Below are 14,099 nucleotides of genomic sequence, written 5' to 3' on the forward strand. Positions count from 1 at the left end.
TGCCGATTACCGCGAACGCGGCCTGCAGACGGTGCCAAGCCCCATTATTGCTCGAAAAATGCCGGCAACAGATCAGGCGGCCGGATGCCTTCGTCGAATGTGTCGACGCTCATCCGATAGGGACGATGGCGGGGCAGCTGGCGCGCGATCCTCACCGGTGCATATCAGTCCAATACTTGCGCGACGATCCTTTCGCCTCATCCTATCAACGAAGTCCTGGAGAGGAACCTTGCCGAAATCACCGATCATATTGACTGAGCGCCTGCGAATGCGGGGATTGCGGAAGAGTGATCTCGAGGACCTGAATGCAGTTCAGTCGGATCCGCACGTCGTGAGATATATGGGCGACGGAGACGAGGGTTCCAGGACGTCCGTGGCGAAGTGGATCGCGAGGTGCTCGCAGCGATTGCGCAGAACGGGATTCGGCACGCGGGCGATCGAACTGCGGGACACCGGCGAATTCGTCGGGTGGGTGGCGTGCATTAGGGAACCGCAGAGCAACGAAGTGCAACTTACCTACGCGATCGCAAGGCAGCATCGGAGAAACGGATACGCAGACGAGGCGGTTGCCCAACTGCTCGCCGTTTACCCGCGTATGCCCACGTTCGCTTGGGTCGAACCCTCGAACGAGGCGTCGATGAAGATCCTCAGGCGTCACGGTTTTTCCGACTTCGGCAACGAACCCGTGACGCCCGTCTTCCCACGATTGTACATGTGGCGTGTTTTTCCGGACGATCCTGCTTTTTAAGCGCTGCTGCGACGACGCGACGATCTGCTTCGCACCGAGTGTACCAACCGATCTCCCTAGCGTGCATCACGAGGCAACGATGGAAGACCCGTATCCACGTCGCGCCTTGGCTTCCACGGCATCGGGATCAGCATCGCGGCGATGCACGGGAGGTGGGGTTAAGCGCAGACCAGAGGCCGATCGCCCGTTGATCGGTGTTTATAAGGACCGGAGTTCCACATCTTCTTCTTGAAAAGATGTTGTCCGATTCCGGCTCAACAGTTCGGATCAGCCGTATCGATCAGGACGATGTCGGATATCACACGAACATCGGATCATTTGCCGAAGGCGCGCGCGTCACGAAGTCTTAAGCGGGATAGACTACCCTTCGGATCACAGCCATCCTAAACACCCACGATCGAGGACGTGACAATCGGGGATTGAGTTGGTCGGGTTAGAGCCATGGTCGCTGTACACTGCGACGAAAGTGCCGATGTCCCATGGACGAATGCTGCTCGGCGACATGCTGCGGGAGTTTTACTTCGCTCAGTTCGGCGTCACCGTCGATGAGATCCAAGAGCGTATGCTTAAGCCGGATCCGGACGGAACCGACACCGAACGCGCTGCGATCCTCTCGACCATCCATTTTCTGGGGAGTGTCCTACAACGCGGTGAGATCGCGAGCTTTGCACGGCCGTTCGGTGGCGGCGTCCCGATCTCGATGCCGAGCTCGTCTTGGGAATTGGATGACTTCGAAGCACGCTTTGCTACTTCGGCGGTGAACCCACACGACTGGTGGGGGCCAGCCGAAAGGGGCACCCACTGGGTGTTCGTCGACGAGGCCGGTTACGAAGCGTTCTGGAAGGAATGGTGCAAACCCGTCATTTTTGCCGACGATCCGGTCACGGACCAGCTAGCGGTGAACAACTTCGCCGCGGCCATCGACCACCCGCGATCGACGATTCTGCGGTTGCCTGAGGTTGTGAAAAGAACTGGACTGTCCAAGAGCACTATCTATGCCAAGATAGCCAATCGCACATTTCCGGCACAGATCTTGTTGGGATCGCGAACGTCCGGGTGGCAGGATGAGCACGTCCAGTCGTGGATCCGCAATCCAACATGACCGATTGCATTACGCTCCGACCCCCCGCCGGCGTCCAGACATCAATTGCGCAGCCGGTCCGATACCTTGCATCAGGAGATCGGCCCACAGCTCGGCGATTTCGCGTCGACGGGGCATGAAGGCGGCGCGGTTGTAGCGAAGTTCGCTGGCCGAAATCCCGGATGGTGTATGCGCCAGCATTAGGTCGATGACGTGCCGATCGACAGCCGACCGGTCGGAGCCCGGAAGCATGCGCTCATTCAGCCCGTTCATGATCGTCGAAAAGCTGGAACGCCAGCCATGTGGTACGTGCCGGCCCTTGTACCCGCATCTGTGATAGAGATAGCCAATCGAGTTTTCGCTCATCGGGACATGCACGTCGCGGCTCGAGCAAAAGGCGAGAGAGCCCCGCCCGGTAAGCAGCCTCACAGCCCTAAGAACGTCGACCGCCTGACGGGATAGCGGCACCGGATGATCGTAGGTGTCGTTTTCGGCGAGGTTGAATTCGAGTTTCATGCGGGCCGCTGGAACGCGCCACGATGCTTCGCCTTCCGGTCGGGTGGCATCGTTCCAGTCGATGCCTTCGAACTCGGTCCATGCCGAGCCCCGAACCATGCCCGGCCGCTGGGCGGTGAGGGCGAGAAAGCGCGAAGCGAGCCGCGTGACAGGCGAAGCTCCGGCGCCGTCGACATCGCGGATCAAGGTCCGCAGATCCTCGATCACGACGATCGCGGGCCAGCGCTTCTTCGGTGGAAGGGGAGCCAATGCCTGATCGACGACAGCTGCCGGGTTCCCGTTCGGGATGCCTTCCGAACGGGCGTAGCGGAATATCGCGTCCGCTCGTTGACGGAGCCGTCTTGCGGTTTCCACCGCCCCCCTCTTCTCCACAGCCCTGAGCGCCGTTAGAAGCATTCGTTCATCTATATCCCCAATCGGCACTGCACCGAGACCCGGAAAGAGATCGCGTTCGAGACTTGTAAGCACATCGCTCGCGTGGACCGCACGCCAACCCGTGCTCTGCACTGCAAACCAGTCTCGGGCCACCTTTTCGAAAGTGTGCGTTGCGGCGGCGGCGGCGGCGCTCTTCACACGTTCCTGCTCCAGCTTCGGATCGCGTCCGTTTTTCAGCGCCGCCTTAAATTCGTCCCTCTTCTGACGAGCTTCCGCCAGGCCGACCGACGGGTACGGACCGAGTAGCATGCGGTGCTCCTTCCCACCGAACCGGTATTTCAAGCGCCACGAACGATGGCCCTTCGTCGTGATGAAGAGATACAGCCCACCCGAGTCGGCGAGCTTGTAGTCCTTGGCGCGGGGCTGCGCGCCTTTGACCTCAATCACCGTCAGCATCGATGCCCCCAGCCAATTCGAGAATGCCCCGAGGAATGCCCCCTGGGTTACCCGGCTGTCCTCGGTCTTCCTCGGACGCCGCGCGGTCGCTTCTGTGACCAATCGCAGGGAAATCCAAGGTCTTTCGGACGTCCTTGGAAACAGCCGGACGTCCTCGGACTATGCTGGACATGTGAATGGCGGAGAGGGTGGGATTCGAACCCACGGTGAGCTTGCACCCACAACGGTTTTCGAGACCGTCCCGATCGACCACTCTGGCACCTCTCCGCGAGGCAGCGTCAAGGGCGTTGGCCCGGTCGAACGCGGGCGTATAGACGAGCACGTCGTGGTTTGCCAATGCCCTTCACGAAACCCGGGCACCTATTATATGTTATCTTTGCGTAACAGGGCTTCGGCCCGCTGAGGTCAACCATGACAGTGATCGATTTCACCTCGCCGGGCGCTCCGGAATCCGCCAACTCCGGTGCGGGCATACCAGCGGCGGATACGGTGCAGCACGCGTCGGTCCCTGACCCGGCGGCGATCGCCCGGTTCGGAATCGGCGAGGTCGTCCGCCACAAGCTGTTCCCGTTTCGCGGCGTCATCTTCGACGTCGACCCGGAATTTTCGAACTCCGAGGAATGGTGGGAGGCGATCCCCGAGAATGTTCGTCCGCGCAAGGACCAGCCTTACTACCACCTGCTCGCCGAGAATGACGATAGCGCGTACGTCGCCTATGTCAGCCAGCAGAACCTTATCCACGATGACCTGCCTGAACCGGTTCAGCATCCCGCGGTGACGCAGATGTTCGCGGCCTTCGAGGGCGGGCGTTACATCCTGCGCCCCGAGGTCAGGAACTGACTTTCGCTTAGGCCGTGCATCGCAGCCTGCACCGCTCGCGATGCGAGCGGTGCAGGCTGCCGCACGGCGTTGCAGCACGGCGCGTTTCGTCCCATTTAGAGGGGCATGAGAGACTCCGCCGCCGTCATCGATACCAATCCCGACGTCAAGACGCTCCGCCGCTTCCTGCCGTATCTGTGGCCCGCCGATAGCCAGGGCCTGCGTCGCCGCGTCGTGGCATCGCTGCTGCTCGTCGCGGCCGGCAAGTCGGTCGGCTACGTTATGCCGTATTCGCTCAAGGGCGCGATCGACCGGATGAGCGAAGGGTCGCACGGCGCGGTGGCGCTCGCGGTCGCACTGGTCGCTGCCTATGCCGTCGCGCGCTTCGCCGGGGTCCTGTTCGACAATATTCGCAATGCGATTTTCGAGCGCGTCGGTCAGACCGCGGCGCGCCACTTGAGCCAGGACGTCTTCGTCCACATCCACCGCCTGTCGCTGCGCTACCACCTCGAGCGGCGGACCGGTGCGCTGACGCGGATCGTCGAGCGCGGGACCAAGAGCATCGACACGATGCTGTATTTCATCCTGTTCAACATCTTCCCGACGATCGTAGAGCTGATCGTCACGACGACGATCTTCTGGCTGAGCTTCGGCTGGGGGCTCGCCAGCGCGACGATCGTGATGGCGGTGATCTACATCATCTTCACCCAGAAGGTGACGAGCTGGCGCAATGCGCTGCGGCGCGAGATGGTCGAGACCGACAACCGGGCGACGGCGCGCGCGGTCGATGCGCTGCTCAACTACGAAACCGTCAAGTATTTCAACGCCGAGGCGCACGAGGCGCAGGGCTACGGCGCCGCGATGAACAAATGGACCGAGGCGGCGATCAAGAACCAGAATTCGCTGTCGTGGCTCAATATCGGCCAGTCGTTGATCACCAACGCGCTGATGGGCGGGGCGCTGGCATATTGCGTCTGGGGCTGGAGCCGCGGGCGCTTCAGCGTCGGCGATGTCTTCCTGATCCAGACGCTGCTGGCACAGCTGTTCCGGCCATTGGACATGCTCGGCATGGTCTACCGCGAGATCAAGCAGGGGCTGATCGACATGGAGGCGATGTTCAAGCTGGTCGACACACAGGCCGAGATCGCCGACGCCCCCGGCGCGCAACCGCTCCACGTCACCGGCGGGCATGTCGCCTTCGACCACGTCGACTTCGCCTATGAGAGCCGCCGCCAGATCCTCCACGACGTCAGCTTCGACATCCCGCCGGGGCACAAGGTCGCGGTCGTCGGCCATTCGGGGGCGGGCAAGTCGACGCTCAGCCGCATCCTGTACCGCTTCTACGACATCGAGCGCGGCAGCGTAACGATAGACGGGCAGGACCTCCGCAGTGTGACGCAGGACTCCTTGCGCCGTGCAATCGGCATCGTCCCGCAGGATACCGTGCTGTTCAACGACACGATCGGCTACAACATCGGCTACGGCCGCCCCGATGCGACGCAGGCGCAGATCGAGGCGGCGGCGCGCGAGGCGGCGATCCACGACTTCATCATGGGGCTGCCCGATGGCTATAAGTCGACCGTCGGCGAGCGCGGCCTGAAGCTGTCGGGGGGCGAGAAGCAGCGTGTCGCGATCGCGCGGACTATCCTCAAGGATCCCGCGATCCTGATCCTCGACGAGGCGACGAGCGCGCTCGATTCGGGCACCGAAGCGGAAATCCAGGACTCGTTACGCGCGGTGTCGCGAAGCCGGACGACGCTCGTCATCGCCCACCGCCTGTCGACGATTGTCGATTCGGACCAGATTCTCGTCATGGCCGAGGGCCGGATTGCCGAGCGCGGGACGCACGGCGCGCTGCTGGTGCAGAACGGCATCTACGCCGAGATGTGGGCGCTCCAGCAGGCCGAGGACGAGGACGCGGGGCAGCTGCAGGCGGCGGAATAGACCGCCAGCCGCGCATCCTTGCGCGGCTTCGAAGCCCGACGCATTGTCGCACCCTGACTTCGGGGGATTTTGGCATGAAGCGTTCGGTCTATTTCGGCGGCGTTGCCGTCCTGCTCGCCACTACTGCCGCGGCTCAGGTCCCCGCCGCAGACCTCGCCAAGCCGCCCGCGACGGCCACGCACTTCATCATTGAATCGACCGGCGGCAAGCATGGCGATTCGTACGTCTGGACGACCGCCGACGGCACCCGGATGGGGCGCGAGAGCATGAACCTGCGCGGACAGGTGTGGGAAACCGACATGTCGGGCAAGCCGGGCGCCGACGGCTTCCCCGCGACGATGACGATCCGCGGCGTCGCCCCGACCGGCGATGTCGCCGAGACCTTCGCCGTCGCCGACGGCACCGCGACATGGACCAGCCCAATCGACAAGGGCCAAGCGCCGTTCTCGGGCCACGCGTTCTACGCGTCGCAGGGCGGGCCGGCGGCGACCAACCTGTGGTTGCTCGAGCAGCTTCTCGCGAGTCCCGACAAGTCGCTCGACTTGCTACCCGGCGGCAAGGCGCACGCGGCGAAGCTGACGAGCGTCGAGGTCGGCGAGGGCAAGGCGAAGCAGACCGTCACTTTATGGGCGGTGTCGGGGCTATCGACCTCGCCCTTCCCGTTCTGGGCGGACGCCAAGGATCATGTCTTCGCGACGACCTTCGGCATCGGCTGGCTGCCCGAGGCGTATGCGGGCGAGCAGGCGAAGCTCGAAAAGGCACAGGCCGCCGCGCTCGCCGAACAGGCCCCGGCGCTGGCGAAGTCGCTGGTGACGATCCCGCCGGCGCCTGTCGCGTTCGTCAACGTCAAGATGTTCGACGCCGACCGGGTGCGCTTCCTCACCAACCAGACCGTCGTCGTCGACAAGGGGCTGATCGTCGCGGTCGGCCCGGCGGCGTCGGTCAAGGTCCCGAGCGGGGCGCAGGTGATCGAGGGCCACGGCCTGACACTCGTGCCCGGCCTGTGGGATTGCCACATGCACGTCGGCGACGATTATACCGGGCCGCAGGAGCTCTCGCTCGGCGTCACTTCGGTCCGCGATCCGGGCAACGACGATCTCAAGACGATCGACCGGCGCGAGCGCGCCGCCAAGGGCGTACTGCTGTTCCCGCATGTCTATCCGTCGTCGCTGATCGACGGCAAGGGGCCGTACACCGCGCAGGTGGCAAACGTCGCGACGAGCGAGGCGGAGGCGATCAAGCTCGTCGATCGGGCGCACGATAACGCCTTCACCGGGGTCAAGTTCTACGGCACCTTCGACCCGGCGTGGCTGCCCGCGACGATCGCCGAGGCGCACAAGCTCGGCCTCCACGTCCACGGCCACATCCCGCATGGGATTCGCACCTCTGTCGCGATCGCCGACGGTTACGACGAAGTCACCCACATCAACTGGATCGTGATGGAGGGCGTCCCCGAAAGCGCGCTGGCCACCGACAACGGCATCGGCCGCTTCGAAGCGCCCGGGCGCTATGCCAAGGACATGAACCTCGACAGCCCGGCGATGACGGGGCTGATTGCGACGATGGCGGCGAAGCACATTTATTCGGACCCGACGATGGTGACCTTCGAAGCGTTGTACGTCCCCGACAACGGCGACCTGTCGCCGGCCTACGCGCCCTTTGCGGGAACGCTCCCGCCGACGACCGAGCGGGGCTTCCGCAGCGGCGGCTTCGCGGTGCCGAAAGACCTGACGCGCGCCGACTACCGTGCGAGCTGGGCGAAGATGGTGACGCTGCTCGGCAAGATGCACAAGGCGGGGGTGCCGATCGTCGCCGGAACCGACGGGTCGGGGATCGAGATCATCCGCGAGCTCGAGATTTACCAACAGGCGGGTTTTACCCCCGCCGAAGCGCTCGCGGCGGCGACGATCGTCCCCGCGCGACTGGTCGGGCAGGACAAGCACACCGGCTCGATCAAGGTCGGCAAGACTGCCGATCTCGCGCTGGTCGAAGGCGACCCCTCGGTCCGGATCGGCGATCTGCGTCAGACCCGGCTGGTGATGCTCGACGGTAAATTGCTCAACGCCGATGCGCTCAGGACCGCGGCTGGATATTCGGGCCGCCCCAAATAAGCACGTCAACTTTTTTGTGCGTTATCGTACTGTCTAGTTCAATTGCGGAATTAATCGTGTTTTTGCCGAAACGGCGTGCTCGCAATTATTGCGCGGAAAAGCGATTAATTTGAACAAAATCAGACTGTTACACACTATTTCGTGCATCTCGGGAACGGAATAGTAGAATTGCCATTCTTGATTTTTGTCAACGATACATCGCTAGTCAAAAACGATCGTGCAGCTCCAAATAAAAAGGGGCGGACCTTACGGCCCGCCCCCTCATCATAATCGTCTTGATGATTACGGCATCAACACGGTATCGATGACGTGGATCACGCCATTCGACTGATAAACGTCGGCGATCGTGACGGTCGCCATGCCGCCCTTCGCGTCGGTCAGCATGAGCTTCTTGCCCATCATCTTCGCGGTCAGCGGCTCGCCCTGAACGGTGGTCAGCGTCGCGGTGCCGTGACCCGCCTTGATCGCTGCGGCGATTGCCTTCGAGTCCATCGATCCCGAAATGACGTGGTACGTCAGGATCTTGGTCAGCGTGTCCTTGTTCTCAGGCTTGACCAGCGTGTCGACCGTGCCGGCAGGCAGCTTGTTGAAGGCAGCGTTGGTGGGCGCGAAGACGGTGAACGGACCCGGGCCCGAAAGCGTCGGGACGAGGCCGGCGGCCTTGACCGCGGCGACGAGCGTCGTGTGATCCTTCGAATTCGCAGCGTTCTCGACGATGTTCCGCGACGGCAACATCGCCGCACCGCCAACCATCACGCTCTTGGTGTGCATCATCTCGGCATTCGCCGAGATCGCGAGGCCGCTGGCGGCGACCGCGAACAAGGCAGCGCGGAAAGCGCCGTTGGTGATCTTCATGAAAAGCTCCCTCGGGATATCGTCCGTTGGTGGACACCGCGAGCTACGTTCGACCGATCGTATCGGTTGCGTCCGAACGATTCAGATCGGCGCGAGCTTGCCGGCTGCGACGACAGGTCCCGTCGGCGCGCCCGTACGCGATCCGCCGGGGGGCTCGAGGCTGATCGCCAACGTCGCGCCGCTACTCATCTCGGCGCGCAACGCGGCCGGAATACGGTGCGCTTGCGGATCCTTGAGGTCGATCACGCCGAGCGATCGCGGTGCGTCCTTGCCGACGATGATCCAGAGCTCAGGGGTCAGGCCCCGGCTCGAATCGGCAGCGGCCGGAGTCAGGATCACCGCGCCACGCGCCGGATCGTAGGTCGCCGTGATCAGCACTGCCTTGCTACTGTCGGTCGCTGCCATCGACGCCGCGAGCAACGCGCCCGGCGGCTGCACCACCAGAGCCGGCACCGGTGCCGGGCCAGGGCGGCTGACGAGCAGCGCGATCGCGATTGCCGCAACGCCGCTCGCGCCGAACGCAACCGCACGCCAGACCGCCAGCGGCGCCCATAGCGATTTCGATGCCGCCGGGGTGCGCGAGGCGGCAACGCGGAACAGCTCGTGATCGACCGCATCCCAGACCGCACGCGGGGCTTCGACCGGCGCGATTGCATCGGCCAGCGGAGCAAGTCGTGCCTGCCAGTCGGAAACTTCGCGCGCGAATGCCGGATCGCTCCGCAGGCGCAGCTCGGCACGCCGCATCGTTTGACCGTCGAGCGCGCCCAACGCGAAGTCGAGCGCCAAGGCCGCTTCGGAGCCTTCGGGAATCTCGTCGGTCATGCCTCGAGCGCCGTCCGCATCCGCATCAGCCCACGCCGGACCCAGCTTTTCAAAGTCCCGATCGGCACACCCTCGCGATCGGACATCGCCTCATACGTCAGGCCCTCGAAGTAAGCACTCCGAATGATCGCGGCGTGCTTGGGATCGAGTGTCGCAAGCGCCGCATTGACGCGCTTCGCATCATTGTGAGCGTCGATCACGACATCGGCACCGGGCGCGGTGTCGCGCACCTCCGCAGCGTCATCGAGCGTCGTCGTCGGGCGGCTGCCGCGCGCGCGCAGGCGGTCGATCGCACGGTTGCGCGCGATCGTGACCATCCATGTGATCGGGCTGGCACGCGTCGCGTCGAACTCCGCCGCCTTGCGCCAAACTGTGATGTAAACTTCCTGGAGCACGTCTTCCGCCTCGCCCCTTTCGAGCAAGATACGGAGGATAACACCAAACAGCTTCGCCGACGTCGCTTCGTAAAGCATCTTTAATGCATTGCGGTCTCCCGCGCCGATGCGGTCGAGCATCGACACCAGCCCCGCCGTGCCGCTCACGCGGTCTTTATCTGCATTTTGATCGGCCCCTCTGCACGGCCATTTACGAATTGATCGACGTATTCGTTCCCGCTGGCATCGATTTTTGCGACGGGGCCGTTCCAGATCATCCGTCCAGAATAAAGCATGGCGATCCGGTCGGCAATCTTGCGCGCGCTCGCCATGTCGTGGGTGATCGTCAGCGCGGTGATCTTGAGGTCACGGACGAGGTCGACGATCAGGTCGTTGATGACGTCGGCCATGATCGGATCGAGCCCGGTGGTCGGCTCGTCGAAAAAGATTATTTCAGGCCGCACCGCAATCGCACGCGCCAGCGCGACGCGCTTCTGCATACCCCCCGACAGCTCCGACGGCCGCAAATCGGCGATGTCGGCACCGAGCCCGACCTGTGCGAGATTGTCGATCGCCGCCGCCCTGAGCGACGCCGCGCCGCGCCCGCGCGGCAGTGCGAAGCTGACGTTGCGCCAGACGGGGAGCGAATCGAAGAGCGCGCCGCCCTGAAACAGCATCCCGAACTTCGCACGGTGGTCGGCGAGCGCACGACCTTGGAGATTGGTGACCTCGACCCCGTCGACCTTGATGCTTCCCGAATCGACCTTGAGCAGCCCAAGGATCGATTTTATCAGCACCGACTTGCCGGTCCCCGACCCGCCGATGACGACCATCGAGGTGCCCGCCGCAATCTCGAGATCGACCCCGGCGAGGACGATTTTCGACCCGAAGCGCTTGTGGACGCCGCTGAGCTCGATCTTGTTCATCAGCCGCCGCCAAAGACGATGACGGTGATGATCAGGTTCGACATCAGGATCAGGATGAACGCGCTGACGACGGCGTTGGTCGTCGCCTTGCCGACCCCGGCCGCGCCGCCGTTCGAATGAAAGCCGTGGTAGCAGCCCATCAGCGCGATGATGAAGCCGAACACCGCCGCCTTGACCATCGACGAGACGACGTCGTCGGTCTTGAGGAACGAGACCGTCGTCCGGATATAGCCCGCGCCGTTGAAGTTGAGCCGGTACGTCGCCAGCAGATACCCGCCAAGGACACCGATGATGTTCGACACCAGCACGAGCAGCGGCATGACCACGACCGCGGCAACGACGCGCGGCGCGATCAGGTAGCGATACGGATCGGTCCGCAGGGTCGTCAGGGCGTCGATCTGTTCGGTCACCCGCATCGTCCCGAGCTCGGCCGCCATCGCCGACGACACCCGCCCCGCGACCATCAATCCGCCGAGCACCGGGCCCAACTCACGGACGATACCGATCACCGTCACCGCCGGCACCGTCGACGAAGCGTTGAAGCGGCTGCCGCCGATGAAAATCTGCTGCGCCAGCGCCGAACCGGTAAACAGCGCGGTCATGCCGACGACGGGCAGCGAGAAATAGCCGATGACGATCATCTGCTCGGCGAGCCGCGCCGGATAATATGGCGGCAGCAGCGCGCGGGTGATCGCCTCCCACGCGAACATCACGACCCGCCCGACCGACGCAAGGCCGCCAAGGACGAAGCGTCCGATCGCGCGGAGCACACCGAGGATATCGTGGGGAACGCCGGTCATTGGTATGCACGCGCATAGCGGTGGCCGAGGCCGGTTAGCAACTCATACCGCGACCGCCCCGAAGCCGCCGCCGCGCGGACGAGGTCGAAATCGACGCGCAGCCATCCGCCCTCGGTCACATCCGCGCCGGTGACGTCGACCGCAACGAGGTCCATCGACACACGTCCGATCACCGGACACGCAACGTCGCCGGCAAAGGCTTGGCCGATGTTCGACATCGCCCTCGGGTAGCCGTCGGCGTAACCGATGTTGAGCACGGCGACGCGAGTCGGACGCGCCGCGATCCACGTTGCCCCATAGCCGACGCTGTCGCCGGGAGCGATGTCGCGGACCTGGACCACCCGCGCGGCCAGCCCCGCGACCGGGGCAGCTCCGGCGGTGCCGCCGTACAGCCCGATGCCGGGGCGGGTCAGTCCGAACGCATAGTCGGGGCCGAGCATGATCCCCGACGAATTCGCGAGGCTGGTGCGACGAGCGGGGACTGCGGCGACGACCTCGCGGAAGGCGGCGAGCTGGCGCGCGTTCATCGGATCAGCGGGGGATTCGGCGCACGCGAGGTGGCTGTGGAGCGTGTCGATCGCCAGCCCGTCTAGCAGCCCGAGATCGGCGCGCGCGAGGCCGAGCCGGTTGATGCCGGTATCGACCATGACGTCGCACGGCCGGGTCGTCGCGCTGCGCCAGGCGGCGACCTGCGCCGGCGTGCACAGCACCGGGACCGCGGCGGACTCGAGCGCGGTCGCCAGCTCATCGTGCTGGACGCCGTGGAGGACCGCGAGCCGCGCGCCGTCGGGCATTGCCCCGAGCGCCGCCACCTCGGCCCACGATGCGACGAAGAAATCGCGGCACCCGGCGCGGGCGAGCGCGGACACGATCTCGACCGCGCCGAGTCCGTACGCATCGGCCTTGACCGCCGCCCCGCACGTGGCCGCGCCCGACGCGTGCGCAAGGTGCCGCCAGTTATCGGCGAGCGCGCCGAGATCGATCGTCAGGCGGAGATTGGCGGTATCCATTTTCGCCCCCGCGCTTACGCGACGACGCGCGCGGAAGGCAAACCTCCCGCGCGCGTCTGCGATGTCCGATGTCGACGCGGCGGTGCCGCGGTGGCCGTGGCCGCCGTCCCCGCGGGGACGGCGGCGGCAACATCAAGCGGCGACGACGCGCGCCATCGGGCGGCGGGTGGCGAGCCCGACGAGGCCGAAGCCGGCGAGCAGCAGCGCCCACTCGCCCGGTTCCGGGATCGTCGCGGCGATCCGCTCAATGCTCGCCGTCGCGCCGATCGACGAAAAGTCGGCGAAGGTCGGCTTGTAGGTCGTGCCAGTCAGCCGGAAGTAAGCCGAAGCATAGTCGGTCGGCAGGACCGACGACGTGTTCAGCGAGCCAAAGGTATTGCCGGACACGACGTTGTTCGACCCGCCAATGACATTCAAGTTGACGAAGTGGGGCGCACCGGGCTGCGACGACAGGAAGTTGTTGGTGATGAAGCTATCGACGCAGCCATAGCAGGCGACGCCCTGCGACATCAGGCCGTTGATGATGTTCCCCGTCATGGTGATGCGCAGGCTACCCGTCGCGGACCCCAGGAATGAGGTGAATCCCTGGGTCATGCCGGTCGCGATATTATCGATGACCTTGATGTCCGACTGGACAGGCAGTCCGCCGGTGCTGGCAAGCTGGACGCAATCAGGGTGCGCGCCCGCCTGCGGCTTGCTGCCGCTGCAGCTATTGTTGGCGATGACCACATTATGGTCGTTGTACGCATCGTAGCCGTCCTTCGTCGCGCCGACGACCTTGTTACCGGTCAGCGTGATGTAGCTCGATCCGGTGACGCCGACTCCGACGCCGACGTTGGTGAAGGTCGAGTTCGTCACACTTGCATTGGTGACACCCTCCAGCCCGACTCCGGTTTCGCCGTCGGTGCCGCTTGCCACCACGGTGAGCTTGTCAAAGGAAAGGTTGCTGCTTTTGTAGACGACAATCCCTCGGCCGTACGCCGTCGGACCGCCCGTCGAGTCGTACCGTCCACCAACGACCTTGATATTATTGACCGACTGAAACTTGAGCGTCCCGATGAAGGTCGCTTTCGTTGCATCGATCGTGATCGCCTTCGTGGCGGTCTTATTCTGGAGCGACGTGGTGCCGGCAAACGTCCCCGACAGCCGGATGGTGTCGCCGCTCACCGCCGTCTTCCAGATGCTCATTATGGTCGAAGATGTCGCATAGAGGATTTTTGCGTCTGCCGGAATCGACACGCCGACGGCACAGACAAGAGCAA

The 14,099-nt window shown here is 64.1% G+C and carries 13 protein-coding genes and 1 tRNA gene; 5 read left to right on the top strand and 9 right to left on the bottom strand.

From position 1 onward, the window contains the following. Window positions 1-268: 268 nt before the first annotated feature. Together KTC28_RS23235 and KTC28_RS02770 are read left to right on the top strand one after the other, a co-directional pair. Window positions 269-748 (top strand): GNAT family N-acetyltransferase, encoded by a 480-nt coding sequence (locus KTC28_RS23235; RefSeq protein ID WP_369426585.1) that lies wholly within the window; start codon window positions 269-271, stop codon window positions 746-748. 487 nt (window positions 749-1,235) lie between these two features. Continuing rightward, entirely contained in the window at window positions 1,236-1,850 is a 615-nt protein-coding gene (locus tag KTC28_RS02770; protein WP_255602210.1) for a helix-turn-helix transcriptional regulator, read from the top strand. Window positions 1,851-1,859: 9 nt separating this feature from the next. Here KTC28_RS02770 and KTC28_RS02775 read toward each other — a convergent pair whose 3' ends face one another. Both KTC28_RS02775 and KTC28_RS02780 read right to left on the bottom strand, forming a co-directional pair. Then, window positions 1,860-3,176 carry a tyrosine-type recombinase/integrase gene (locus tag KTC28_RS02775; protein WP_216709626.1) on the bottom strand — a complete coding sequence of 439 codons (1,317 nt, stop codon included), beginning with the start codon at window positions 3,174-3,176 and terminating at the stop codon, window positions 1,860-1,862. Between the two features lie 177 nt (window positions 3,177-3,353). Continuing rightward, window positions 3,354-3,443, bottom strand: a tRNA-Ser gene (locus KTC28_RS02780). A gap of 144 nt (window positions 3,444-3,587) precedes the next feature. Here KTC28_RS02780 and hspQ point away from each other — a divergent pair. The 3 genes from hspQ to KTC28_RS02795 all read left to right on the top strand — a co-directional run bounded on the left by hspQ (window position 3,588) and on the right by KTC28_RS02795 (window position 8,050). Then, window positions 3,588-4,016 carry a heat shock protein HspQ gene (gene hspQ, locus KTC28_RS02785; protein WP_216709627.1) on the top strand — a complete coding sequence of 143 codons (429 nt, stop codon included), beginning with the start codon at window positions 3,588-3,590 and terminating at the stop codon, window positions 4,014-4,016. A gap of 105 nt (window positions 4,017-4,121) precedes the next feature. After that, window positions 4,122-5,939: an ABCB family ABC transporter ATP-binding protein/permease gene (locus KTC28_RS02790; protein WP_216709628.1), complete on the top strand. Its 1,818-nt coding sequence runs from the start codon at window positions 4,122-4,124 to the stop codon at window positions 5,937-5,939. 74 nt (window positions 5,940-6,013) lie between these two features. Continuing rightward, window positions 6,014-8,050: an amidohydrolase family protein gene (locus KTC28_RS02795; protein WP_216709629.1), complete on the top strand. Its 2,037-nt coding sequence runs from the start codon at window positions 6,014-6,016 to the stop codon at window positions 8,048-8,050. Window positions 8,051-8,332: 282 nt separating this feature from the next. Here the strand turns inward: KTC28_RS02795 and KTC28_RS02800 are convergent, their stop codons facing one another. The 7 genes from KTC28_RS02800 to KTC28_RS02830 form a co-directional block, all read right to left on the bottom strand. Continuing rightward, on the bottom strand, window positions 8,333-8,905 hold the full coding sequence (locus KTC28_RS02800) for a fasciclin domain-containing protein (protein ID WP_216709630.1): 573 nt from the start codon (window positions 8,903-8,905) through the stop codon (window positions 8,333-8,335). A gap of 81 nt (window positions 8,906-8,986) precedes the next feature. Next, complete coding sequence (locus KTC28_RS02805; protein ID WP_216709631.1) at window positions 8,987-9,727, bottom strand: anti-sigma factor; 741 nt, start codon at window positions 9,725-9,727, stop codon at window positions 8,987-8,989. Continuing rightward, entirely contained in the window at window positions 9,724-10,269 is a 546-nt protein-coding gene (locus tag KTC28_RS02810; protein WP_226896184.1) for a sigma-70 family RNA polymerase sigma factor, read from the bottom strand. The genes KTC28_RS02805 and KTC28_RS02810 overlap by 4 nt, the downstream gene beginning before the upstream one ends. Further along, window positions 10,266-11,027 carry an ABC transporter ATP-binding protein gene (locus KTC28_RS02815; protein WP_216709632.1) on the bottom strand — a complete coding sequence of 254 codons (762 nt, stop codon included), beginning with the start codon at window positions 11,025-11,027 and terminating at the stop codon, window positions 10,266-10,268. Before KTC28_RS02815 ends, KTC28_RS02810 begins: the two co-directional genes overlap by 4 nt. Continuing rightward, complete coding sequence (locus KTC28_RS02820; RefSeq protein WP_216709633.1) at window positions 11,027-11,827, bottom strand: MlaE family ABC transporter permease; 801 nt, start codon at window positions 11,825-11,827, stop codon at window positions 11,027-11,029. The genes KTC28_RS02815 and KTC28_RS02820 overlap by 1 nt, the downstream gene beginning before the upstream one ends. After that, window positions 11,824-12,837 carry an alanine racemase gene (gene alr, locus KTC28_RS02825; protein ID WP_216709634.1) on the bottom strand — a complete coding sequence of 338 codons (1,014 nt, stop codon included), beginning with the start codon at window positions 12,835-12,837 and terminating at the stop codon, window positions 11,824-11,826. The genes KTC28_RS02820 and alr overlap by 4 nt, the downstream gene beginning before the upstream one ends. Window positions 12,838-12,969: 132 nt before the next feature. Then, window positions 12,970-14,004: a right-handed parallel beta-helix repeat-containing protein gene (locus tag KTC28_RS02830; protein WP_216709635.1), complete on the bottom strand. Its 1,035-nt coding sequence runs from the start codon at window positions 14,002-14,004 to the stop codon at window positions 12,970-12,972. Window positions 14,005-14,099 lie beyond the last annotated feature (95 nt).

Origin of the sequence: Polymorphobacter megasporae, assembly GCF_018982885.2 — a bacterium.
Classification (GTDB): domain Bacteria; phylum Pseudomonadota; class Alphaproteobacteria; order Sphingomonadales; family Sphingomonadaceae; genus Polymorphobacter_B; species Polymorphobacter_B megasporae.